19 protein-coding genes are annotated in these 20,522 nt (G+C 62.7%); 11 read left to right on the top strand and 8 right to left on the bottom strand.

Going from position 1 to position 20,522, the window contains the following annotated elements; translation table 11 throughout:
* Positions 1-155 precede the first annotated feature (155 nt).
* The 9 genes from QTI04_RS33155 to QTI04_RS33115 all read left to right on the top strand — a co-directional run bounded on the left by QTI04_RS33155 (position 156) and on the right by QTI04_RS33115 (position 11,390).
* Positions 156-1,469: an MFS transporter gene (locus tag QTI04_RS33155; protein ID WP_286619490.1), complete on the top strand. Its 1,314-nt coding sequence runs from the start codon at positions 156-158 to the stop codon at positions 1,467-1,469.
* A 60-nt stretch (positions 1,470-1,529) separates the two neighbouring features.
* On the top strand, positions 1,530-2,006 hold the full coding sequence (locus QTI04_RS33150; RefSeq protein ID WP_286569401.1) for a MaoC family dehydratase: 477 nt from the start codon (positions 1,530-1,532) through the stop codon (positions 2,004-2,006).
* 74 nt (positions 2,007-2,080) lie between these two features.
* Positions 2,081-2,830 carry an electron transfer flavoprotein subunit beta/FixA family protein gene (locus tag QTI04_RS33145; RefSeq protein ID WP_286619489.1) on the top strand — a complete coding sequence of 250 codons (750 nt, stop codon included), beginning with the start codon at positions 2,081-2,083 and terminating at the stop codon, positions 2,828-2,830.
* A gap of 2 nt (positions 2,831-2,832) precedes the next feature.
* The gene (locus QTI04_RS33140; protein WP_286619488.1) at positions 2,833-3,771 is read left to right on the top strand and encodes an electron transfer flavoprotein subunit alpha/FixB family protein; all 939 of its coding nucleotides are present in this window, start codon (positions 2,833-2,835) and stop codon (positions 3,769-3,771) included.
* 27 nt (positions 3,772-3,798) lie between these two features.
* The gene (locus QTI04_RS33135; protein WP_286619487.1) at positions 3,799-5,589 is read left to right on the top strand and encodes an acyl-CoA dehydrogenase; all 1,791 of its coding nucleotides are present in this window, start codon (positions 3,799-3,801) and stop codon (positions 5,587-5,589) included.
* Positions 5,590-5,655: 66 nt separating this feature from the next.
* A complete protein-coding gene (locus QTI04_RS33130; RefSeq protein ID WP_286619486.1) occupies positions 5,656-6,912 on the top strand; it encodes a multidrug effflux MFS transporter in 1,257 nt (418 codons plus the stop codon).
* Positions 6,913-8,084: 1,172 nt separating this feature from the next.
* Positions 8,085-9,089 carry an AraC family transcriptional regulator gene (locus tag QTI04_RS33125; protein WP_286619485.1) on the top strand — a complete coding sequence of 335 codons (1,005 nt, stop codon included), beginning with the start codon at positions 8,085-8,087 and terminating at the stop codon, positions 9,087-9,089.
* A 77-nt stretch (positions 9,090-9,166) separates the two neighbouring features.
* Positions 9,167-10,396 carry an FAD-dependent oxidoreductase gene (locus QTI04_RS33120; protein WP_286619484.1) on the top strand — a complete coding sequence of 410 codons (1,230 nt, stop codon included), beginning with the start codon at positions 9,167-9,169 and terminating at the stop codon, positions 10,394-10,396.
* Between the two features lie 46 nt (positions 10,397-10,442).
* Positions 10,443-11,390 (top strand): tripartite tricarboxylate transporter substrate binding protein, encoded by a 948-nt coding sequence (locus QTI04_RS33115; protein WP_286619483.1) that lies wholly within the window; start codon positions 10,443-10,445, stop codon positions 11,388-11,390.
* 298 nt (positions 11,391-11,688) lie between these two features.
* Here the strand turns inward: QTI04_RS33115 and QTI04_RS33110 are convergent, their stop codons facing one another.
* The 8 genes from QTI04_RS33110 to QTI04_RS33075 all read right to left on the bottom strand — a co-directional run bounded on the left by QTI04_RS33110 (position 11,689) and on the right by QTI04_RS33075 (position 18,287).
* The gene (locus QTI04_RS33110) at positions 11,689-12,210 is read right to left on the bottom strand and encodes a DUF4184 family protein (RefSeq protein ID WP_286619482.1); all 522 of its coding nucleotides are present in this window, start codon (positions 12,208-12,210) and stop codon (positions 11,689-11,691) included.
* A gap of 9 nt (positions 12,211-12,219) precedes the next feature.
* Positions 12,220-12,585, bottom strand: coding sequence for a surface-adhesin E family protein (locus tag QTI04_RS33105; protein ID WP_286619481.1), 366 nt, complete (start codon positions 12,583-12,585; stop codon positions 12,220-12,222).
* A 240-nt stretch (positions 12,586-12,825) separates the two neighbouring features.
* The gene (locus QTI04_RS33100; RefSeq protein WP_286619480.1) at positions 12,826-14,085 is read right to left on the bottom strand and encodes a hypothetical protein; all 1,260 of its coding nucleotides are present in this window, start codon (positions 14,083-14,085) and stop codon (positions 12,826-12,828) included.
* 146 nt (positions 14,086-14,231) lie between these two features.
* The gene (locus QTI04_RS33095; protein WP_286619479.1) at positions 14,232-14,498 is read right to left on the bottom strand and encodes a hypothetical protein; all 267 of its coding nucleotides are present in this window, start codon (positions 14,496-14,498) and stop codon (positions 14,232-14,234) included.
* A 394-nt stretch (positions 14,499-14,892) separates the two neighbouring features.
* Complete coding sequence (locus QTI04_RS33090; RefSeq protein ID WP_286619478.1) at positions 14,893-15,669, bottom strand: hypothetical protein; 777 nt, start codon at positions 15,667-15,669, stop codon at positions 14,893-14,895.
* A gap of 167 nt (positions 15,670-15,836) precedes the next feature.
* Positions 15,837-17,051 carry a CAP domain-containing protein gene (locus QTI04_RS33085; RefSeq protein ID WP_286619477.1) on the bottom strand — a complete coding sequence of 405 codons (1,215 nt, stop codon included), beginning with the start codon at positions 17,049-17,051 and terminating at the stop codon, positions 15,837-15,839.
* A gap of 53 nt (positions 17,052-17,104) precedes the next feature.
* Positions 17,105-17,713 carry a hypothetical protein gene (locus QTI04_RS33080; protein ID WP_286619476.1) on the bottom strand — a complete coding sequence of 203 codons (609 nt, stop codon included), beginning with the start codon at positions 17,711-17,713 and terminating at the stop codon, positions 17,105-17,107.
* A 220-nt stretch (positions 17,714-17,933) separates the two neighbouring features.
* Positions 17,934-18,287 (bottom strand): DUF4870 domain-containing protein, encoded by a 354-nt coding sequence (locus QTI04_RS33075; protein WP_286619475.1) that lies wholly within the window; start codon positions 18,285-18,287, stop codon positions 17,934-17,936.
* Between the two features lie 348 nt (positions 18,288-18,635).
* Between QTI04_RS33075 and QTI04_RS33070 the strand changes: the two genes are divergently transcribed.
* Both QTI04_RS33070 and QTI04_RS33065 read left to right on the top strand, forming a co-directional pair.
* Positions 18,636-19,397 (top strand): LexA family transcriptional regulator, encoded by a 762-nt coding sequence (locus QTI04_RS33070; protein WP_286619474.1) that lies wholly within the window; start codon positions 18,636-18,638, stop codon positions 19,395-19,397.
* A 193-nt stretch (positions 19,398-19,590) separates the two neighbouring features.
* Positions 19,591-20,493 carry a hypothetical protein gene (locus QTI04_RS33065; protein WP_286619473.1) on the top strand — a complete coding sequence of 301 codons (903 nt, stop codon included), beginning with the start codon at positions 19,591-19,593 and terminating at the stop codon, positions 20,491-20,493.
* The last annotated feature ends 29 nt before the right edge of the window (positions 20,494-20,522 follow it).

Raw genomic sequence — 20,522 nt, 5'->3', positions numbered from 1 at the left:
CCGGATCGGCGAGACCTACCGCAGCACGGAAGAGACGCTGGCGCGGATCGGATTCGCACCGAACCGCGCGCAGGGCCAGCGCGGCGTACCGATGCGCGTGGCCGCCTGAGGCCTGGTCTCGTCCAGGAAGTGACAAGAAACAAGAGACAACCGCCATGAACCCCTCCGTGTCAGCCGCCGCGGCCCACGTACCTTCACACGATCCAGTCCGCTTATCGCGCTTCTATGCGTGGGCGGTATTTGCGCTCACCTTCGGGCTGATGCTGTCTGACTACCTGTCGCGACAGGTCATCGGCGCCGTGATTCCGGTCCTCAAGCTCGAGTGGGGGCTGCTGGACTCGCAACTCGGGATGCTGGTGAGCGTGGTCGCGCTCGTCGTTGGCCTGTTGACGGTGCCGATCTCGCTGATCGCCGATCGTTGGGGACGGGTCAAGAGCATTACGGTGATGGCCTTCGTGTGGTGCCTGGCGACCATCGCCTGCGGCCTCGCGCAAAGCTACGGACAGTTGCTCGTGGCGCGAGCTTTCGTGGGCCTGGGTGAGGCGGCCTACGGCGCGGCCGGTGCCGCGTTGCTGGCACATGTATTTCCCGCACGGCAGCGTGCGGCAGTTCTGGGCGCTTTCCTGTCGGCCAGCTTGTTCGGCTCGGTGCTCGGCGTGGTCCTCGGCGGCGCAGTCGCTGCGCAATCGGGCTGGCGCATGGCCTTCTTCGTCGTCGGCGCGCCAGGACTGGTATTGGCACTGATCTATCCATTTGTCGTGCGTGACTACAAGACGGTCGAATTTGCTCCCCAGGGCAAGGGCAATGCCGCCACGGCGCGATTGAGCCTCGCCCGGATGGCGCGCGAGGTGTTCGCCGCCCGCTCCGGCAACTTCGCTTATCTCGCAAGCGGCCTTCAGATGGCGATGCCGGCGATGCTGATCGCCTGGCTGCCCACCTATTTCATCCGCTTTTACGGAATGGACGTCAAGAAGGCTGCCTTGATGGCTGGCGTGGCAGTGCTGGCAGCAGGCGTCGGCATGATCTTCGGCGGCGGCATGGCGGACCGCTTGAGCGCCCGGCATCCCAGGCGCCGCGCCCTGGTACCGGCTGTCTATTCTGTGCTCACGGCAGTGACCCTGATCGCTGGGTTTGCGTTACCGCCCGGTCCGCTGGGACTGGGCCTGATCTTCCTCGGCGCCCTGTTTGCGGCCGCACAGGGCGGGTGCTCCACGGCCCTCGCATGCGATGTCACTCACCCCGGCGTGCGTGCGACGGTCACTGCGACGATGACGCTGGCCAACAACCTGCTCGGCCTCGCTCCGGGCCCGATCATCGTTGGCATGCTCTCGGACACATTTGGGCTGAAGGTTGCGCTGACGCTGACACCGGTCCTGGCGCTCGCGGCGGCTGTCTTCTTTGTGCTGGCCTCGCGCAGCTACGAACGGGACACGGGGCGCCATCTCATCGACGGCGCTCAACCCGCCTGAGCGCACCTTTGCGCGCACAAGTTCATCGAACCCATTTCCATTTTCTTGCCGGAGCCTCCATTGGCCTATCCAACAAACTACTGCGTCGACACCCTGCATGACCACCTCGGTCATGATTTCGGCTGTTCGACTTCCACGCTGCTCGACCAGAGCCGCATCAACCACTTCGCCGAGTGCACCGGCGATGACCAGTGGATCCACGTCGATGTCGAACGTGCACGCTTGCAGACGCCGTTCGCCAGCACGATCGCACACGGGCTTCTCTTGCTGTCGCTTGTTCCCACGGCGCAGTTCGAGTTGGGCGTGTACCCGCACGACGCCACTAACGTCCTGAACTATGGATTCGACAAGGTGCGCTTTCTCGCACCGGTGCCAGCAGGCTCGCGCGTTGTGGTCCAGGTGGAGCTGGCCGAAGTGGAGGCCAAGGGCCCTGGCCGCACGTTGGTGCGCTGCCGAAACACGGCCTTCATCGAAGGAGCACAGGAGCGCCCGGTCATGGTGGCTGAATCGATGGGCATGGTGCTCATGGATGCCTGACAAAGATCGGTTGCCGGCTCGTTCGCTAAGCACGGGCTGTCGACTTGTTTATGAAAATAGATGGAGATAAAGCAATGAAAGTTCTCGTAGCTGTCAAGCGTGTCGTTGACTACAACGTCAAGGTGCGCGTCAAGTCCGACGGCACCGGTGTGGACATCGCCAATGTGAAGATGAGCATGAACCCCTTCGACGAGATTGCCGTCGAAGAGGCCGTGCGTTTGAAGGAGAAAGGCGTTGTGACCGAAGTCGTCGCCGTGTCCTGCGGCGATGCGAAGTGCCAGGAGACCCTGCGCACGGCCATGGCCATCGGTGCCGATCGCGGCATCCTGGTCGAGACGACCGAAGAGCTGCAGCCGCTGGCCGTCGCCAAGCTGCTGAAGGCGCTGGTCGACAAGGAGCAGCCCCAGTTGATCATCCTCGGCAAGCAGGCCATCGATGACGACGCCAACCAGACCGGCCAGATGCTGGCTGCATTGGCCGATCTTCCCCAAGCCACGTTTGCCTCCAAGGTCGAAGTCTCCGGCGACAAGGTCAATGTCACGCGTGAAGTCGACGGCGGCCTCGAAACCATCTCCCTCTCGCTCCCCGCAGTCATCACCACCGACCTGCGCCTGAACGAGCCGCGCTACGTGACCTTGCCCAACATCATGAAGGCCAAGAAGAAGCAGCTCGACATCGTGAAGCCTGAGGACCTGGGCGTGGACGTCAAGCCGCGCCTGAAGACCCTGAAGGTCAGCGAGCCCCCGAAGCGCGGTGCCGGCATCAAGGTGCCCGACGTGGCGACCCTCGTCGACAAGCTGAAGAACGAAGCCAAGGTGATCTGATCATGACCGTACTTGTTATTGCCGAACACGACCACGCCACGCTCAAGCCGGCGACCCTGAACACCGTGACCGCAGGCATCGCTTGCGCGAGCGGCGATGTCCACGTGCTGGTGGCCGGCGCGAACGCTGCCGAAGCCGCCAAGGCCGCTGCCCAGGTGACAGGCGTTGCCAAGGTGATCGTGGCCGACAGCCCGAGCCTGGCCGAGAACCTTGCCGAGAACGTCGCCGCCCAGGTGCTCGCGATCGCCAAGAACTACAGCCACATCCTGTTCCCGGCCACGGCCAACGGCAAGAACGTCGCGCCCCGTGTGGCCGCCAAGCTGGATGTGGCCCAGATCAGCGACATCACCAAGGTCGACAGCCCCGACACCTTCGAGCGCCCGATCTATGCCGGCAACGCGATTGCCATCGTGCAAAGCTCCGACGCCATCAAGGTCGCGACGGTGCGCACCACGGGCTTCGATGCGGCAGCAGCAACCGGCGGCAGCGCAGCCATTGAAACCGTGGACGGCGTGGCCGACAGCGGCAAGTCGAGCTTCGTGGGCCGTGAAGTGACCAAGAGCGAACGCCCCGAACTGACCGCAGCCAAGATCATCGTCTCGGGTGGCCGGGCTCTCGGCAGCGCGGAGAAGTTCACCGAGGTGATGGCACCGCTCGCCGACAAGCTCAACGCAGGCCTGGGCGCCAGCCGCGCAGCCGTCGACGCAGGCTACGCCCCGAACGACTGGCAAGTGGGCCAGACCGGCAAGATCGTCGCGCCTCAGCTCTACATCGCCTGCGGCATCTCGGGCGCGATCCAGCATCTGGCGGGCATGAAGGACTCCAAGGTGATCGTGGCGATCAACAAGGACGAAGAAGCCCCGATCTTCAGCGTGGCCGACTACGGCCTCGTGGCGGACCTGTTCACGGCCGTGCCGGAACTGGTCAAGGCTCTGGACTGACCCAGTATCGAATTCAAGGAAATCCCCATGAGCTATCAAGCCCCCATCAAGGACATGCTGTTCTGCATGACCGAACTTGCCGGACTCAACGAGGTGGCCACGCTGCCTGGCTTCGAGGAGGCTGGCGCCGACACCGCGCAGGCAGTGCTCGAGGAATGCGCGCGCTTCAACGAAGGCGTGATCGCACCGCTCAACGCGGAGGGCGACAGGAACCCCTCCACCTGGAAAGACGGTGTCGTGACCACGACGCCCGGCTTCAAGGACGCTTATCGCCAATATGCCGAAGGCGGATGGCAGGGCCTGCAGCACCCTGCCGCCTTCGGCGGCCAGGGACTGCCGAAGACGATAGGCGCGGCCTGCATCGAGATCAACAACAGCGCCAACCTGAGCTTCGCGCTGTGTCCGCTGCTCACCGATGGCGCGATCGAGGCGCTGCTGATCGCCGGCTCCGACGAACTGCGCCAGACCTATCTGCCGCGCATGGTCTCGGGCGAATGGACCGGCACGATGAACCTGACCGAGCCGCAAGCCGGCAGCGACCTCTCGCTGGTGCGCAGCCGTGCAGAACCGCAACCCGACGGAACCTACAAGGTCTTCGGCACCAAGATCTTCATCACCTACGGCGAACACGACATGGCCGAGAACATCGTGCACCTTGTGCTCGCACGCGTCACCGGCGCGCCCGAGGGTGTCAAGGGCATTAGCCTGTTCGTTGTGCCGAAGTTCATGGTCGGCAGCGACGGAGGCCTGGGTGCCCGGAATGACGTGCACTGCGTCAGCATCGAACACAAGCTTGGCATCAAGGCCAGCCCCACCGCCGTCCTGCAGTTCGGCGATCACGGAGGCGCCGTGGGCTACCTCGTCGGCCAGGAGAACCGCGGCCTGGAGTACATGTTCATCATGATGAATGCCGCGCGCTACGCGGTGGGCGTGCAGGGCATCGCAGTGGCTGAACGCGCTTACCAGAAGGCTGTCGCGTACGCGAAGGATCGCGTACAGGGCCGACCGGTTGACGGCTCGCTGCCGGGCGCCGGTGCGATCATCCATCACCCCGACGTGCGCCGCATGCTGCTGACGATGCGCGCGCTGACCGAAGGCTGTCGCGCGATGGCACTCACCGCCGCGTCGGCATACGACACCGCGCACGCGCATCCCGACGCGCAAGTCCGCGAGCGTGCTCAGGCCTTCTATGAATTCCTGGTGCCGCTGGTCAAGGGCTACAGCACCGAAGCGAGCGTGGAAGTGGCCAGCCTCGGCGTGCAGGTGCATGGCGGCATGGGCTTCATCGAGGAGACTGGAGCGGCGCAGTACCTGCGTGATGCCAGGATCCTCACGATCTACGAAGGCACGACCGCGATCCAGGCCAACGATCTCGTGGGCCGTAAGACGGCGCGCGACGGCGGTGCCTTCGCGCAAGCCCTTGCCGGCGAGATCGAGGCGACGGAGACGGCACTGGTCCGTTGCGACAACGAGGCGGCGCATGCAGTGGCCACCCGCCTGGCTGCCGCGCGCCGTGCCTTTCTCGACGTGGTCGATTTCGTCGTCATCCGCGGCAAGACCGACCCCAACGCGGTCTACGCCGGTTCAGTGCCCTATCTGATGCTGGCCGGCAATCTCGTGGCGGGCTGGCAGCTCGGCCGCGCGCTGATGGTGGCGGAGCGCAAGCGGGCCGACGGCGAGGATGCCGAGTTCATGCGACAGAAGATTGCATTGGCACGCTTCTACGCGGACCACCTGCTGACGCGCGTGCACGGCTTGCGCGACAGCATCGTAGACGGCGCGTACTCGATCAATGAATTCCTGCCGAAAGCGTTCTGACGACGAGAGCAGCCGCGCGAAGCCGGTCGTTCTTGTTCGATCACTGAATCTTTGCTGAAGAACACCATGACGACCGCCAGCGCGACGCTACCCGACGCTCCCTCACCGGCCACCCCCATCAAGGCCGCACACATGCTGCTATTGCTGGGGTTCATGGGTGTACTTACATCCCTGTGGAACGACATGCTGATTCCCGTGTTGCCAGCTCTGCAGAAGGATCTGGGTGCGTCCCCACCGCAAGCGCAGCAGGTGCTGTCCCTGTCATTGTTGGCCAGCGCCTTCATGGCTCTGTGGCACGGGGTGCTGGCCGATGCGTTGGGCCGCCGAGTGGTGTTGCTCGCCTCGCTTGGGGTACTCACCGTGACTTCCCTCGCATGCTTGCTGGCGACTCGCATCGAACACTTGTGGGCGCTGCGCATCGTGCAGGGATTGGCGGCGGGCTCGGGTCTGATCCTCGGGCGCGCCATCATCCGCGATCTGTACAGCGGCGAAGCCGCACAGAAAATGATCGCCCGCACCAGCTTGATCCAGACCGCGGGCCCCATAGTTCTGCCGGTATTGGCGGGCTGGCTGACCGTATTCTGGGGGTGGCGCGCGGTGTTCGCCTTTCTTGGTGCGGTCGGCGCGCTGATGCTGATTGTGTACGCGCGCAAGTTGCCGGAGTCGTTGCCGCCGGAGCGTCGTCAGCCCCTCAATGCCCGCAACATCCTGTCCGGCTACCGTGCCGTGTTTGGTTCGGCACAGTTCATGCGCGTGTCGCTTGCGCATGGGCTCAATTGGGTCGCCATGTTCATCTATGTGGCAGGCGCTGCGCAATTCCTCGTGACACTGCTTGGCCGTTCGGTCACGGAGATGTATCTGGTCTTCGGGCCGATCATGGTGGCGATGAGTCTGGGCTTTGCGACCCTGCCACGATGGCTGGAGCGCTTTCGCATGCGGGGCGCGATACGTATCAGCTATGGCTTTTTCTTGCTGGCCATCCTGTTGAACCTAGGGCTGGCAAGTGCGGTCCCTCCAGGCTTGGCGCACTTGCTTCCCCTCGCGGTGGGGTCGTATGCCATCGGCATGTCCATGCCGCTACTCCTGGGCCATGCACTGCAGCCCGTGGGCAACAACGCGGGCCTGGCCGCATCCACCCAGATGTTCATTCAGTTCGCCCTCATGGCACTGGGTTCGGGCCTGATCGCGCCACTGCTGTGGGACTCGCTACTGCATTTAGCGCTAGGCAATGCGGCGCTGATTGTGTCTGGAGCCTTCTTGCTGCTGTGGCAAGGCCACGCCGAGCGCAAAGCCCTGAGTCAAAGTGCGACCGGCCCGGCCTAGCGGCTGGGCACGACGACTTACAAGTGGGGATCAGGGAAAAAGCAACTCGTGGCGAGCACCGAATCGCCGGCCGTGTCGACGATGCGCCGCCATGTTCGGCGACGCGCTCGCGAAAGACTTAGCGTGCCGCATCGAACTCGTCCAACATGGCAAGCTCATCTTGTACCATCCGACGCGAATACCCCCACGCGTCACCGCAGAGGGTCGCCCGCCCGTATGCGCAGCAGCCTCGTAGTCCTCGTGTAGGGCCGTGTGCGGCGCGCGCCGCCCGTCCGGCCGCGCCTAGCGGTCACCGAGGCCGCGCCGAACCGCTCGCCACGACGGCAGTATCGGGCGCGGATCCGGCAGCCACTGCCCTACATCGGCGGCTCGCGCGACCCCGGAAGATGAAACGGCATTGAGTGACCGCTTTATGCCAGCGAATTCGTCGCCTCGGTTGACCGGATTGGGGCCCGGAATTGCCGTCCAAAGGCCGAAGGGGAAATGCCGTTCTGCTGCGGGAGCCGCCTTTCGCACGGCGATGACCGAAGACTCAGTTCGGCCAATTCTGTTGAAAAACTCGATTGAGCGACAAGACTTGCCGACACCCAGAAGTCAGGCGCGGTGCCCGCGCCTTGCGTCGATGCTCATCAGAGCCGCGTAGAGGCGCCAAGGCGAGTTTCGCGCTGAGGTTGGCTGCGCGGTACGTCGAGTGCACCTTTAACGCCTCCTACGCAGCAATCGAGTGAGTCGCAACGCCGAAACCGAGTTTTTCAACAGAATTGGCCATTAGGCGACGTTCAACGCGGCGCGGCACTTAGCTGTCCTTCGACCTCCCAGTAGGCAGTTTCAGCCGCCGCCTAGCGCAACGGGCGGGCGCGGACGTGGTGCTGCTTGACGACTTCGCGGGCGCCACCATGGAGCCCGGCGCGTGCATAGACCCGCTCGCGACGTGATCCCGAACACGACTTGCCCACCGCCGCGTGCGGTCGCCGGCTACGATCGCTGAAATACGCAGTTGAGAAGGTGAAGGAAAATGATCAAGATCTCCTGCGCTTGCCTGTGTGCGCGCTTTGTGGGGCCCTGCGTAGCACTGTCGCGAAAGATGCGAAGGGGCACCGGACATATGGATTCCGCGAGGCCGATGCCCTGATGTTGATGCAGGCCGGGGCAGCCGTGACTGGATAAATGCAATGGCTTCCAGCCTCAAGATTGGGACGTCGGATGACCGGGCTCTGGCATCGCATGGAGTAGCTCCCGATGTGCTCAGCCAGGTGCTCGCCAGTTGCCGTTCGGAGCGGGCGGCGACGGCTTGCTTCACACTCGCAGCCCCCTGGGCACTAAATTCGCTCGGGGTGGAGGGCCTGCTGATCCGCCTGGCTCGTGGTGCGCCCTACTGGATCGGATTGGAAGGCATGGAGCCCCAGCGCGTCGGCCCGCGCGACATCGTGGTACTGCCAAACGGTGGCGCCCACACCGTTGCCTCCGCCCCCAACATCACACCGCAACCTTTCGCGCCGTTGATCGCACGCCATCAGATTGGTCAGCATGGCGATCATCCGCTGGCGTTTTCGATCGATGGCCGGGGGCCGGTCACTGAACTGCTCTCGCTGCATCTGTGGATGCCCGCCTTGGGCGAAGCGGCACTGATCGCCGCACTGCCCGGGCTGATCATCATCCGCGAGGAGGAAGTCGCCGGCACGGCTGCACTGGCAATGGCCGCCGAATCGCTGATCGACGAAACATTCGCCCAGCAGCCGGGATGGCAACTCGTCGCCGCCCGCATCGCGGACCTCCTGCTTGTGCATGTATTGCGGCGACACCTCGTCGATGCGAAGGGCGCCCCCACGGGCTGGCTAAGGGCACTGCAAGATCCCGCGCTCGCGCGAGTGCTGCAACATCTGCATGCCGACCCTGCCCGGGCGTGGACCGTGGAGCAGATGGCCAGGGTTGGCCTTGTCTCGCGAACCGTGTTCACCGAACGGTTCCGGCGCTGCCTGGAAGTGACGCCGATGGACTACCTGGTCGCCTTACGAATGGCGCTGGCCGCAGAACGGCTGTGCAATAGCCGCCAGAGCCTTGCGCAGGTTGCGGCCTCTATAGGCTACGACTCGGACAAATCCTTTGCCCGTGCATTCCGCCGCTGGGCCGGCGAGACACCTACGGCCTACGTGCGGCGCCGTACTGTCGGTGCCTGAAGCCGGCGTTTCGGAGGTTGTGGGGCACATCGACGCTGCCGACAATCCGTCGTCGCTACGCCCGTTGTCTCATCACCATGTCCACTATCTTTCCGCCGACGCACACAAGGCGTCTTGCCGAGACCACGTTCAATGACGTTCTCATCGTCGGCGCTGGTATCGCCGGCTGTGCTGCAGCAATCGCGCTCGCGTCCCGCGGAGTGCGTGTGAGTCTGATCGAGAAGCAACCCGTCTGGCGATTCCAGAGCTCGGGCATATTTGTCTACGGCAACGGACTTCAGTCGTTTGGCGAGCTTGGGGTGATGAACGAAGTGCTTGCCGCCGGCTTTCCTGTTGCCCACGGTCGCAATGTCTATTTGGATCATCTGGGCAACCCCATCGTCGATGTAGATTACCCCAGCCCCGCAGATGGCGTTCCGCCGATCCTGGGGATCAAGCGGGCGGACATTCATCGCGTTCTGGCCGCACGGCTCGAAGGGCTCGGAGTGCAGGCGCAGTTGGACATGCGGCTGGTCGGCTTGAAATCACGGTCCGATGGCGTGCAGGCTGAGCTGTCCGATGGCAGCACGCAGCACTTCGACCTCGTGATAGGTGCCGACGGCATCCGTTCGCAGATCCGCCAGTGGGTGGCTGGCGACATTACCCCTCGATACACCGGCCTGGGCGTATGGCGCAGCGTTCATGCTCGCCCCGCCGGGCTCACCGACAAGATCATGATGATGGGCGTTGGCAAGCGGCTGGGCATCATGCCCATAAGTCAGGACCGTCTCTACCTTTTCGGGACGGTTGCTGAACCCGCGGGGAGCCACTACGAGCCCGCGAGGTGGCCTGAACTGATGCGCGAACGGTTTGCCGAATTCGGCGCCCCTGCTCGCCAGTTCTTGGATCAGATCGACGCACAGGCTGAAGTGATCTATACCGCTGTTGAAGAAGTGGCGCTGCCGCTGCCTTGGCATGCGAAACGGGTGCTGCTGATTGGCGATGCGGCGCATGCCTCCACCCCGTTCATGGGACAGGGCGGCGCGATGGCCATCCAGGACGCCGTGGTGCTCGGCAACCTATTGGACGAGTGCCTGGACATCGATGCACTGTTGCAGCGCTTCGGGACGCTCCGCTACCCCATGTGCCGCTTTGTGCAGGAAGCCTCGCGCAAGGTTGGGGAAGCCGGCGCAGTGGAGACGAGTGGCGACTGCGCCGAGCGCGATCGAATCCTGCGAGAGCACGCGCAGGCGCAGGTGGATCACTTCTATGCCGAACTGAAGCGGCTCGCCACCCTCGGTCGCCAAGATATTTTTTCCTCCCTCTGAAGAATCTAAAGGAAGCTGCATTGTGAAAAAGTCGATTCGGTCCCTGTTGACCGCGCTGAGCCTGGGCGCTGTGGCGGCCTTGTCGTTCGCGCAAGGCTACCCGTCCAAGCCCATCACGATCGTCGTTGCCTACCCGGCTGGCGGCGACACCGATGTGCTGGCCCGCGTATTGGCCGAGAAGCTGACGACTCGGCTTGGCCGGCCGGTGCTGGTGGACAACAAGCCTGGCGCCAGCGGTGTTATTGGAAGCAGCTATGTAGCCAAGGCCGCGGCGGACGGCCACACGCTGCTCCTGGCGCCGAGCACCTTCGCAATGGCCCAACTCGTGCTGAAGACGAGCCCTAAGTCGGGGTACGACGTGCTGAACGACTTCACGCCGATCATCGAAACGGGCACGCAACCTCTGTTCATCGCCGCCGGCCCAGGGACCGCAGCCCGCACGCTCAAGGAGGCGTTGGACGCTTCGAGGACCACCGAACTGGCCTTCGCCAGCCCGGGCAGTGGTTCTCCGATGCATGTCCTGGGTGAAATGTTCAACAAGGCCACAGGCGCGAACTTCCATCATGTTCCCTACCGAGGTGTAGCGCCGGCCCTCAACGACGTTGCCGGTGGCCACGTGCCGTTGACATGGATCACCTACGGGCCAGTGGCACCTTACTTAGCCGACGGCAAAATGCGCCTGTTGGCCGTGGCACAGGCGAATCGCACGCCGCTGGCCCCAGAGGTTCCCACCCTCGCTGAACTTGGCTACAAAGGGGTCGAGGTGTCGGCTTGGAACGGGCTGTACGGCCCCAAGGGCCTCTCGGCCGACATCGTGAAGACGCTTAACACCCATCTCAACGAAATCATCAAGATGCCCGATGTCGCCGCGCGGATGAAGGCGCTCGGCATACTTCCCCTGGGCGGAGCACCGGAGACGCTGTCGAAGACCACCGCTGCGGACCTGGAAAGCTTCTCACGGGTGGTGAAGGCGCTTGGTATTCAAGCTGACTGACAGTCCTGCCGGTCAGGAGCGCCGCACCTCGCGACCCCATGCGAACGACGGCTTCGGAGAGATGCAAAGGACTGCAACGGGCCTTACCCTGCCGTCCGCGAGCGACCCTCGTACTGCAGCTGTGCAGCGAAAGCGGCCGAAGGGGAGGGCAAGCCGGATCTACGGCTTCGTGCCCGGAGCGGGCTTGCGACGTTTTTATACGCGGCCGTTCGCGACATGTCACTCCGCGGTGATCCTGTGCCGAAGGGATCGACGGAATTGCGGGTATGTTCGGCGATGGAACGAGGACGCGGAAGCGCTACGCACGCTTGCGCGTCTGCCAGCGCGAGATCACCCACACGGCTGCGCCCGCAGCTGCCATCCAGGCGCAGAGCCGGTAAACGCTGTCATGCTCCACCAGCCCGAGCAGCGGTGTCGCCTGCGAAAACGGCGCCAGCGGTCGCATGTCGTGATGGATCAGTGCATCCAGCACAACGTGGCTCAGCGTCCCGACCAACGATCCCGCCCACACGGCGCCTCGTGACGGCGCCTGCGGATCCAGGATCCATTCCAGGCGGTTCTCCTTCGCCTTCCGGTGAAGGAAAGCCACCACCGGCCTGAGTACGAATGGCGCAAGCATGGCCACGGCCATGCCGATCAGCAGCGCGCCGACGACGGTGTGGCTCCTCCCATGCAGGACATCCTGGTCCCGGAGCATGCCCACGAGCGGCTCCACATCCATCGCGACCTGCGCGAGGCTGAACGCGAGCAAGCTGAAATGCCGGCGGGCGGCAGGCTTGGCAACCAGTGCGACGCCCATGTGAAACGGGGTGAACGGCACAGGTCGGCCCTACGTTTTGCAAACTACTTCAACAATCTGATTGACCGGCGATTGGGGAGGAATCGACTCCCATTTGCGATCGCTTGGGAGCTCCGCGCCGCGGCCGATTCCCATGCCTCCCAAATAGACGATCGCGTGAAGATTGCGAGAACGCGACTTCCTTTTGCAGTCCACTTGGTTTTGCCAAGCCATTGAGGTTGTCCCCAAGTCCAACAAGTGCCAGAAGGTGACCACCGTACCCGTGCGTTCCACCGAGGCGGCATCGTAGTAACGCTTGGCCTCGTCATTTGTCTGGACCAGTTCCCAGTTGGCCATCGCGCCGCACGAAAGGCCCGTCAGGGCGGCGGCGACTGCGGCCCTTTTCAAGTTCGTCATCCACTACTCCTTTTCAAGTTTGGCGCCCGTCGAGTTAATTGCCACGATCTCTTGGTTGTCGTTCTCGCGACCCGGGCGTTGTTCCGTGAGCCTCTACAAGCGCCAGTCATCGCCAACTTTTTCGAGGTCGGCAGCGTTCTTCGTTTTGTTGAGGATCGAAGGCCAAGACTCGGCCGCAACTTTCGCCGGAGTTGGTGGAGTTGCGTTGCCCAACTAAGGCCTTCACCTTCGCCAAATGAGTCAAGGGACTGCGATACTGAGCGGGCAGGTTCCACCGGATTCGCGCACGATCGTATCGGCCCCCCCGGGCAGGTGATACCGACAGATGGTCCGGCCGTCCACCATCTCCAGGCCGCCGCTCCAATACGCCACCCGGCCGCTCGGTGGATCCGAGGAAACCGACCCACCGACTTGGGGCCAGATCTGTTGATTGCGGATCGGCGGCTCCTTGCCGACGCCCCCGTTTGCCCCTGTCTGCTGACGGGCGGTTCCCTTTTGACGCGCGCGCTCCGCCTTTGCCGCGAGGTAGTCCTTGTTGCTCGTGACCGTCAAGATGAATGTAGGGGCGACCTGTCCCAGGCGAACCAGGACGGATTCCGGCCGGCAGCGCCCTTCAAAGCCACTGGTCGAAACTCTGCCGCAGGAAATGGAGAGGGCTGTGTTGGCAAGAAGATCCGCTTTCTTGACTTCAATCCGATGATGCAAGTCCTGTAGCGCCTTGGCGAGCGATACATCGTTGCGAAGGTCCACATCGGTTTGCAGGTCGAAGGCATAGCTGACCTTGATGTCCAGTGGCGCCGTGACCTTAACGTCGTCGATGACAAGCTTCTTCGGATCTGAAACCTTGATCACCGGCCTCGCAGCGGATTTCGCATTGGCCAGGGCAGTAGATACGTCTCGTTCGGCGACAGACAGGAACTTCAGTTCGGCGAGATAGGCATGCAGGGCCTGACCGGCGCCGGACTGCTGTAGAGCCATGCGCATTGCGTCCGTGTCGATCTGCCGCTTGGTGCCGCCTGCAAGGCCAAGCGTGAGAACACCTGCTACAGCGTTCTTGCCAACGGTGCCAAGAACATCGATCGTCGTCAGCGCGCTGGGGCCACATCCGCTGTAATCCGAAAGTGCCTGCTTCTTTCCTGCGATAGCGGTCATCACCTCGCTGCAGTCGAACCAAACCAGCTGACCCTTCTGATTGAACTGTGAATAAGCTCCGGTGTACGCCGGCTCCATGCGAGTTCCTGTCGCGTCAATCGCGATGATCTCCTCGTTTTCGTTCTCGCGGAGCGGACGCTTCGCGGTGAGTTTTCGCAGGGACCAGCCATGAGCCTTCCGCTCAATAACGGCAAATGCCGATTCATCAAAGTCGCGGAAGAACCCGATGGAAACCGGCGATCCAGAGTCCGGCGAGGCAGGGGCGACCGTGGTATTCGTCGTCCCGCAGCCGGTCAGAAGGACGGCCAGCAAAAGGAGTGCGTACCGGTGCTGCTTGAAAAAGCTCATGATTCTTAGGGCTCTGTTTCTGTGCTTGGAAAGAACTATCGGAAGCAGACAAGTGGCCTCACTACGCGCAAGTTCCCGATGTGCGTGTTGGCAGACCGGTGAGCGCGGCTCAGGCGCCCACGATCTGTTTCTTCATCCCACGTGGCTCACATCGCGGGTGCGCGCGAGCGAAAAGGCTTTTCGTAGAGCGTTTCCTGGATGCTTTGCACGACGCCTCCACGAAGGAGGATTGCCGTTTCTTTTCGCTCCCCCAACCCGTAGGTCCACTCCTCTTCATCTACCAGAGGATGGTTTACGCGGGCAGGACTTCCCAGCGACCGGATCACGTCGGCGGCAGGCATTCCGACCAAGACACGGTTGCACCGGATGGCCCAGTCGGTCTTCTTCTGCCGCTCCTGCGCGGTTTCGGCCAAGATGCCAGCCACGTTGCTGCTGCAAGCCGGTGAAGGCAGGGGGTAGGCGGACTTGTCTACGCACGACGTCTCCAGGGTGAGCGGCCCGTACCAGCGGCCGACGCCCGCGATCCCGCCTGATTCCAGAACGTAGGCCGTCCGACGGCGGCGCTCAGCAGCAATGCGTGATGGAGGCCGTCCGACACCTGGCCTGGGGTGGAGAATTCAACGATGTCCCACGAAGAGACGAAGGGAAGGGCGAGTTTCGCCACCGCGGGTGCGACCCCGGTCGGGCCGACGCAGGGCCGGAACGCTTCGACGAGCCGGTCTTCAGGGACGGGACGTTCTGCACGGAATTGCAGGGTCGCTGGCGCACACCCGGCGATGCAAAACGCCCAAGTGACCAACAGAAGCTTCACAGGTCCCTCTTGATCTGTTGCGCCACTTCGAGGTTCGTCTTCAAATCCGCCAGTGTCTTCTGGGGCGACGGACCGGCTATGAGGCGATCGCCGAAGTCTTGTGCGCTTTCCGGGATAACGACTAGCTTGGCCGCGCGTTGCGAAGCTTTCTGGATCTCGATGGTTTTCCACTCATCTTCGCCGCTTACGAAGCCGACCTTGAAATCACGGATTTGTTGGTCACCGGGCTTGAGGCCGCCTTGATCCTTATAGAGGTCAATCAGTTCGGCGCTCGCCGCAGGCTTGGTTGCCCCGTCGAGGTAAAGCTCCGCATACCAGTGCAGCGTGCTGTAGCCGTGCTTGCTTCCGTTGTGGATGGTGGTGCGGATGATGGGCTGTAGGCCGAAGAAGTCCTTTTCCAACCGGAATGACAAGTCGCCTGCCGTGACCTTGGAGATCTCCTGGGCCGCCGAGGCCCAAGCCGCCATTTCCTGTTCGAGGCCGGCGATCCGTTCCGGTGCTTCCTTCAGCACGGCATCCGCTTCGCCCGCGATGATCTTGCGGGCGCTCTGGTTGGGATAGCGTGCGTTCAGCGTTTCGATGGAAAGGTTCGACACCGCCCAATCGAATGCGGCGATCTGGCGTTTGTCCATGTCGCGCACGGCCTCATCCAGCGACGCGCGGTACGCGTCGGTGCCTTTCGCGGTGACGAGGGGCTTGTCGATGCCGTTGGAGCACGCGGCGAGCGCGGCAAGAATGCAGCAAGGAAGGATCCTTGAGACGAGTGTTTTCATGGTGAGATCTTGGCTATTCGTCCCAGCGGCGTTTGCCTCGGGGTACTGCTTCGTGTTGCGGGACGCAGCGGGTGCCAGCAGAGAAGCGGGCCGCGCACAAAAACAAGCGGCAATCCGAGGATCGCCGCTGCGTGAGGGGCGTGGTGCCCCCCTTTTTCGTCAGCGCCTTAGATGGGGCCCGTCTTGGTCTTGAAGGTGGCTGAGCGGGTGAACGGCACGCCGTCGTTCGTTCCCGACACCGTGTACGAATACGACGTGTTGGGCAACAGGGCCGCATCAGGCATCAAGATGGCAATGTTGTTGCCTTCCAGATGTTGTTGCGGATCGTTGGCGGCCGTCATCGTGGGGCGAAGCGTGACCGGCGAGTTGTCCGATGCTTTGACCAGGACGGCCGAGGTGATCGCCACCGTATGGCCTTCGCGGACCATCACATAGAGCGGCTGGCCAATCGGATTGGCGCCCAGGTCACGGCCGGGAATCGGGTTCGGGCTTTCGCCGACCAGTTGGTACGCGGTCGCAGTGCTGCCATCGCAAGGGTACGTCAGGACATCGCTCTTGGCCGGCAGTTGAGGCTTCACGTCGCTTGCCACACCAATGGCGTACTCTGCGATGGCGCGGGGCCCGAACGTCGCGGTGGTTCCCGCCGTGTCGCTGCTCAGCAGCTTGATGCCAACCTCACGAACGCCAGAGAGCATCGAAGCTGCGTGATAAGGCGCCGAGAGAAGTTGCTGGATGGAGTCAGCGCCCAAGCCGGCAATGGATGCGCGGCCAAAGATGTCAACGTTGTCGTCGCCGATCACTGAGTACGCGTAGCCAGCGCTGGTGGCGCGGTCGCCGGGGCTGTTGCCGGTGTACCCGGGCTCACTCGGGTCTTGGTAGTGACCGCCACGGTTGTTGGAGATCAGGTAGTTGGCATGGCCGGTAGCTGATACATCCAACTTGGCGTTCTGCGCCACTTTGCCAAAGCCGCAGGTCGAGCGCTCGGCATTTAGGTATTCGAATGCCTCGGCTTCTTCGCTGCCGGTAGCGTAGCTTGACGCGGGCACAGACGTGACGATGGTGGATGCGGTGTCTTCGTCGGCTTGGCCGCCGTTGGTGCCGCCACCACCCAGGGAGGTGCCACCACTATTGCCGCCGATGCCGGAGCCACCAGCGCCGCCGCCACCGCCGCACGCGGTCAGCGCCAGCGACAAGGCGCCGACGGTGAGGAGCCCAAGAATCTTAAAGAGCAACGTAGTCTTTTGCATACTTGTGTTTGGGCGCTTGGCGCCGACTTCTTTCGTTGGTTGTTGGTGCAGTTGGTAGCGCCGTTGAAGTGAATCGCTGCGATGGGTTGAATCACTGTTCTTCAAGACAGGAAATAAAAGTTCAGGCAGCGCCACCGGCGCGGCGCAAAAAGTTGACGCGGATCGCTATCGGGAATGCCTGCAGTGCGTCACTTGCGTGCAGTGGAGCCCGCAGGGCGGCAATTCGAGAATCGAAGAATGAAAGCCGGCGGAGCGTCATCGAAGACTTCAGAGCCGATGAGGGTCCCGACCATGTTGCCCTTGGCCAAATTGGGACTGGCCGCGCATTGGGCAAAGATGCCCTTCTTGCGATTGATGTCGATGTAGCCAGCGCGCTTCTCCGGCGCGGTCATCGCCGGAAAGAGGATGTCCCGTCCGAGTTCCTTGTCCTCGTCACCCGCCCCCTTTTGCAGCATCTTCACGACGGCGGTGTAGTCCAGCGGCCTCTTGCCTTTGCCGGCGTTCGGATCCGTATTGGCCGGAACGAGGATGCCACCGGACGGTGGACCCATCTGGGGGGTAGCCTGAGGTGCAGGTGTCGGCGCTTGCGCGGATTGCTTGGCCTGCGGCGCGACGCAGCCCGCTAGCATGGCGAGCACTGCGGCGCAAACCACGAAGGAAAAACTACTGGGACGTGAGATTGCTCGGGCTTCTTGCATGCTTGTTGTTCGACTGACTTGAATCTTTGATGAAGAGGGTTCGAGGGCCTCATCGAACCGCGGTCCAGGTCTTCGGCTCGCGATGATGTGGCGGTCCACACCTGAACTGTGGGAACGGAAGCGCCGTCCTGCATTGCGGCCCGCGATTTCATCGGAATCACTGGGAGGGCAATGCAGCTGCACTCCACGGCGTGCTGTTGAAAGTCTGTGCGCGCGTTCGCCGGGAGTAGCAGAGGCGGGCACCAGGATGAACTGCCAGACTCCACTAGGGTGCTGTGCGCCCTCCTTGGATTGAGTGCCCTCGACCGGCTCTAAGCGCTTACTTGATCAGGCGAATCGTCAGCGGGTAGCGGAATGGCGTCCCGTTGCTAGCCTTCACGGACGCGACGATGCACAGCACGAGATTGGCCAGCATGACGATCCAGAAAAGAAAGATTCCGATCACGATGAATGACAGGATGAAGCACAGGATGTAGTAGCCGATCACGGTCAGCTGGAAGTTCAGGGACTCCTTGGCATTGGCGCTTGTGAACTGCGCAGAGGGATCGGACTTGCTGATCAGATAGATGATCAAGGGGGCGAGCCAACTGGTGAAGAGCCCACCTAGGTGGGCAAGGATCGCGAGCGTCTTGCTTTGGGTCACTTCAGGCGTCGCTGCTGCAGTTTGGGTCATGATTGAATCGTTTTGAGACCTGCCAAATGGAACAAGCTAGATGCTTGTCCCGCCACAGACGGGGCGCGAGCTTGAGAGACCCGATCCCCCACGCCTGCACTCCGCCGAGATCCCCCTCTCTCTGAGGTAATCTCGGAAACAACTGTAACCGGAACTTCGAAATTGAAAATAACTATAGTTACTACTCAAGTGCTATCTCCACAAGCACGCCGGCCAACTAAATCACACAACTGCCAAGTGATTGGTGTCGTGATCGGCGCTCGATAGCGGGTTATTTGGCGCCACTGGCGGAGAGCGGGAAGGCGCCGAGGGCGGCCGGCCCTGCCGCCCCTTTGCTACGATCGAGGCATGAATCTTGGCGCCCGCCTCAAGACTGCTCTGCAATTGGCAGGCTTGCGGGCGCCCGAAATATCCAGGGTAACCAATGTTCCCGTGGCGGCGATCAATGCGCTGCTGCGTCGAGACAGTCGCCGCTCTGAGTACACGGAGCGGATCCTGTCCGCTCTTCCGCTCGACAAGGTCAACCACGAATGGGTGCGCTCCGGCAAGGGCGAACCGGTTCCGACCGGACTCGGCGGACTCAACGGCAGCAGATCGGCGCGTGACCGCGGGGCCGGCGCTGCGGTCACGCAGCCGCACAGGAGCTGGGAGCACCCAGAAAAGTTACCAGAGGGGTCCTATGTGGCGCTTCCTCGACTGCATGTCGAGCGTGGCCCGGATGGGGCGAGAGGAAGAAGAAAAGTGTCAATCAAGCTGGTGAAGCACGACGTGCTCACCTTTACAACGGGTTGGATGCGCTACGACGAGTCCAGGCCGGCCGCTCTGGCATGGGCCCAGGCGAGCGACGACAGCATGGAGACTGTGCTCTATCCCGGCGATTACTTCGTCGTGGATACCGAGCAAACCGAGGTGGTTGATGGCAGGACCTACGTCATCTTCTACGAGGGGCAGGAACGCGTGCGTCGGCTTTTCAGGCTTCCAGGCGGTCGCCTTCGCATCGAGGCCAACAACAGCCAGCTATTTCCGACACTTGAGTTGTCTGCGGCTGATGTGAAGGGCGTCTCCATCATCGGCCGCGTCGTCCATCGCTCGGGTCCTGGCGGGCTCTAGCGGCGCATCTGAACGCGTTTCTTCGCCAGCCGAACCCGCCCCGCCCCCGCTATTCGGACGTGACCGATCATGCAGACGGCGCGTGAATTCAGCGCCGCGCGTGACGAAGTTGGCAATCGTGAAGCACACACGGTAGTCGAACGTAGTAACAAGTGTTGCTCGACATCGCTGCATGTTGAGTACAGTTGTTACTATGAATCTTTCGTTCGGCGCGGGCCGCCTGCAAAAGCCGGCCTGGTCTTGCCTTCCAGTTGGCAGCCTGCTTCGCATTTCACTTGGCTCGGCCGCACCCTTGAACGAACGTGTGCGGGGCGCAGGCGCACCAACTGTTCGCTCGCGCGGTCCCTTGCGCGCGCCGGTCCAGGCGTTCTTGGCTGGTGCGTCGGCGGCCGCGCTGCTCTTGCTGGTCACAGGGTGCGCACCTTCCAAACCTAGAGCCGTAAGTCAGGCGGAGATCACAGCGGACGCGGCCCGCAATGGTCAGATCCTGGAAGTCTTTCGGCTGCCCAATGGAAACCCGGGGACGCTACGCCTGCTCAACGGCGAGTACGTCCTTCGGCTCGACATGATCCAGAAGTCAATCCCCGTGGGGCGAGGCAGTGCCGTGCGCATCGTGCGTATCGACCAGATGGGCGAACGCGCGACGGTTTTGCTGGAAAAGGCCCTCTCCAATTGTCCTTACGCGTACCAGTTGATCTCAGTGCGGGGGCCGGAGACCTCCACTTGGGATGCCTACGGCGATTGCCAAGGCAAACCGAACATCCTGGAGAAGGGGGAATCGCTCTCGCTGGAGTTTCCACTTCAGCGAACCATCAAGCGCTTCACCTACGTAGACGGGCGCATGATCCGCGACGAAGTTTCACGCCCTCCCGAGCCTGCGCGAGAGCCCAATGCCACTCGGCTGACCACCAAGTCTGGGGACGATGCCCGGCCGCGTAAAGCGTCACCAGATGCTGGAAAGCGCTCATCGACGACCCCCACCGCGGACCCACCTCGACCGAGTCGCCCGGCGCCTCGTACCGCACCGCCGGCGCCGGACCTTGTCATTCCCAAGGACACATCGGACTCTCAGGTTCGCATCAAGCTAGACGATTAGTTCGGTCCGTCTAGCGCTCAGTAAATTTG

Origin of the sequence: Variovorax sp. J22R115 (genome assembly GCF_030317005.1) — a bacterium.
Taxonomy (GTDB): Bacteria; Pseudomonadota; Gammaproteobacteria; order Burkholderiales; family Burkholderiaceae_C; genus Variovorax.
Note: the sequence above shows the minus strand (reverse complement) of the source record. Positions and strands in the feature narration are given on the sequence as shown.

What these genes read in the sequence shown, in the direction of transcription:
- QTI04_RS33155 (WP_286619490.1), top strand. Translation starts at nt 156, where the DNA reads ATGAACCCCTCCGTGTCAGCCGCCGCGGCCCACGTACCTTCACACGAT.
- QTI04_RS33145 (WP_286619489.1), top strand. Translation starts at nt 2,081, where the DNA reads ATGAAAGTTCTCGTAGCTGTCAAGCGTGTCGTTGACTACAACGTCAAG.
- QTI04_RS33140 (WP_286619488.1), top strand. Translation starts at nt 2,833, where the DNA reads ATGACCGTACTTGTTATTGCCGAACACGACCACGCCACGCTCAAGCCG.
- QTI04_RS33135 (WP_286619487.1), top strand. Translation starts at nt 3,799, where the DNA reads ATGAGCTATCAAGCCCCCATCAAGGACATGCTGTTCTGCATGACCGAA.
- QTI04_RS33130 (WP_286619486.1), top strand. Translation starts at nt 5,656, where the DNA reads ATGACGACCGCCAGCGCGACGCTACCCGACGCTCCCTCACCGGCCACC.
- QTI04_RS33125 (WP_286619485.1), top strand. Translation starts at nt 8,085, where the DNA reads ATGGCTTCCAGCCTCAAGATTGGGACGTCGGATGACCGGGCTCTGGCA.
- QTI04_RS33120 (WP_286619484.1), top strand. Translation starts at nt 9,167, where the DNA reads ATGTCCACTATCTTTCCGCCGACGCACACAAGGCGTCTTGCCGAGACC.
- QTI04_RS33105 (WP_286619481.1), bottom strand. Translation starts at nt 12,585, where the DNA reads ATGACGAACTTGAAAAGGGCCGCAGTCGCCGCCGCCCTGACGGGCCTT.
- QTI04_RS33100 (WP_286619480.1), bottom strand. Translation starts at nt 14,085, where the DNA reads ATGAGCTTTTTCAAGCAGCACCGGTACGCACTCCTTTTGCTGGCCGTC.
- QTI04_RS33090 (WP_286619478.1), bottom strand. Translation starts at nt 15,669, where the DNA reads ATGAAAACACTCGTCTCAAGGATCCTTCCTTGCTGCATTCTTGCCGCG.
- QTI04_RS33075 (WP_286619475.1), bottom strand. Translation starts at nt 18,287, where the DNA reads ATGACCCAAACTGCAGCAGCGACGCCTGAAGTGACCCAAAGCAAGACG.
- QTI04_RS33070 (WP_286619474.1), top strand. Translation starts at nt 18,636, where the DNA reads ATGAATCTTGGCGCCCGCCTCAAGACTGCTCTGCAATTGGCAGGCTTG.
- QTI04_RS33065 (WP_286619473.1), top strand. Translation starts at nt 19,591, where the DNA reads ATGAATCTTTCGTTCGGCGCGGGCCGCCTGCAAAAGCCGGCCTGGTCT.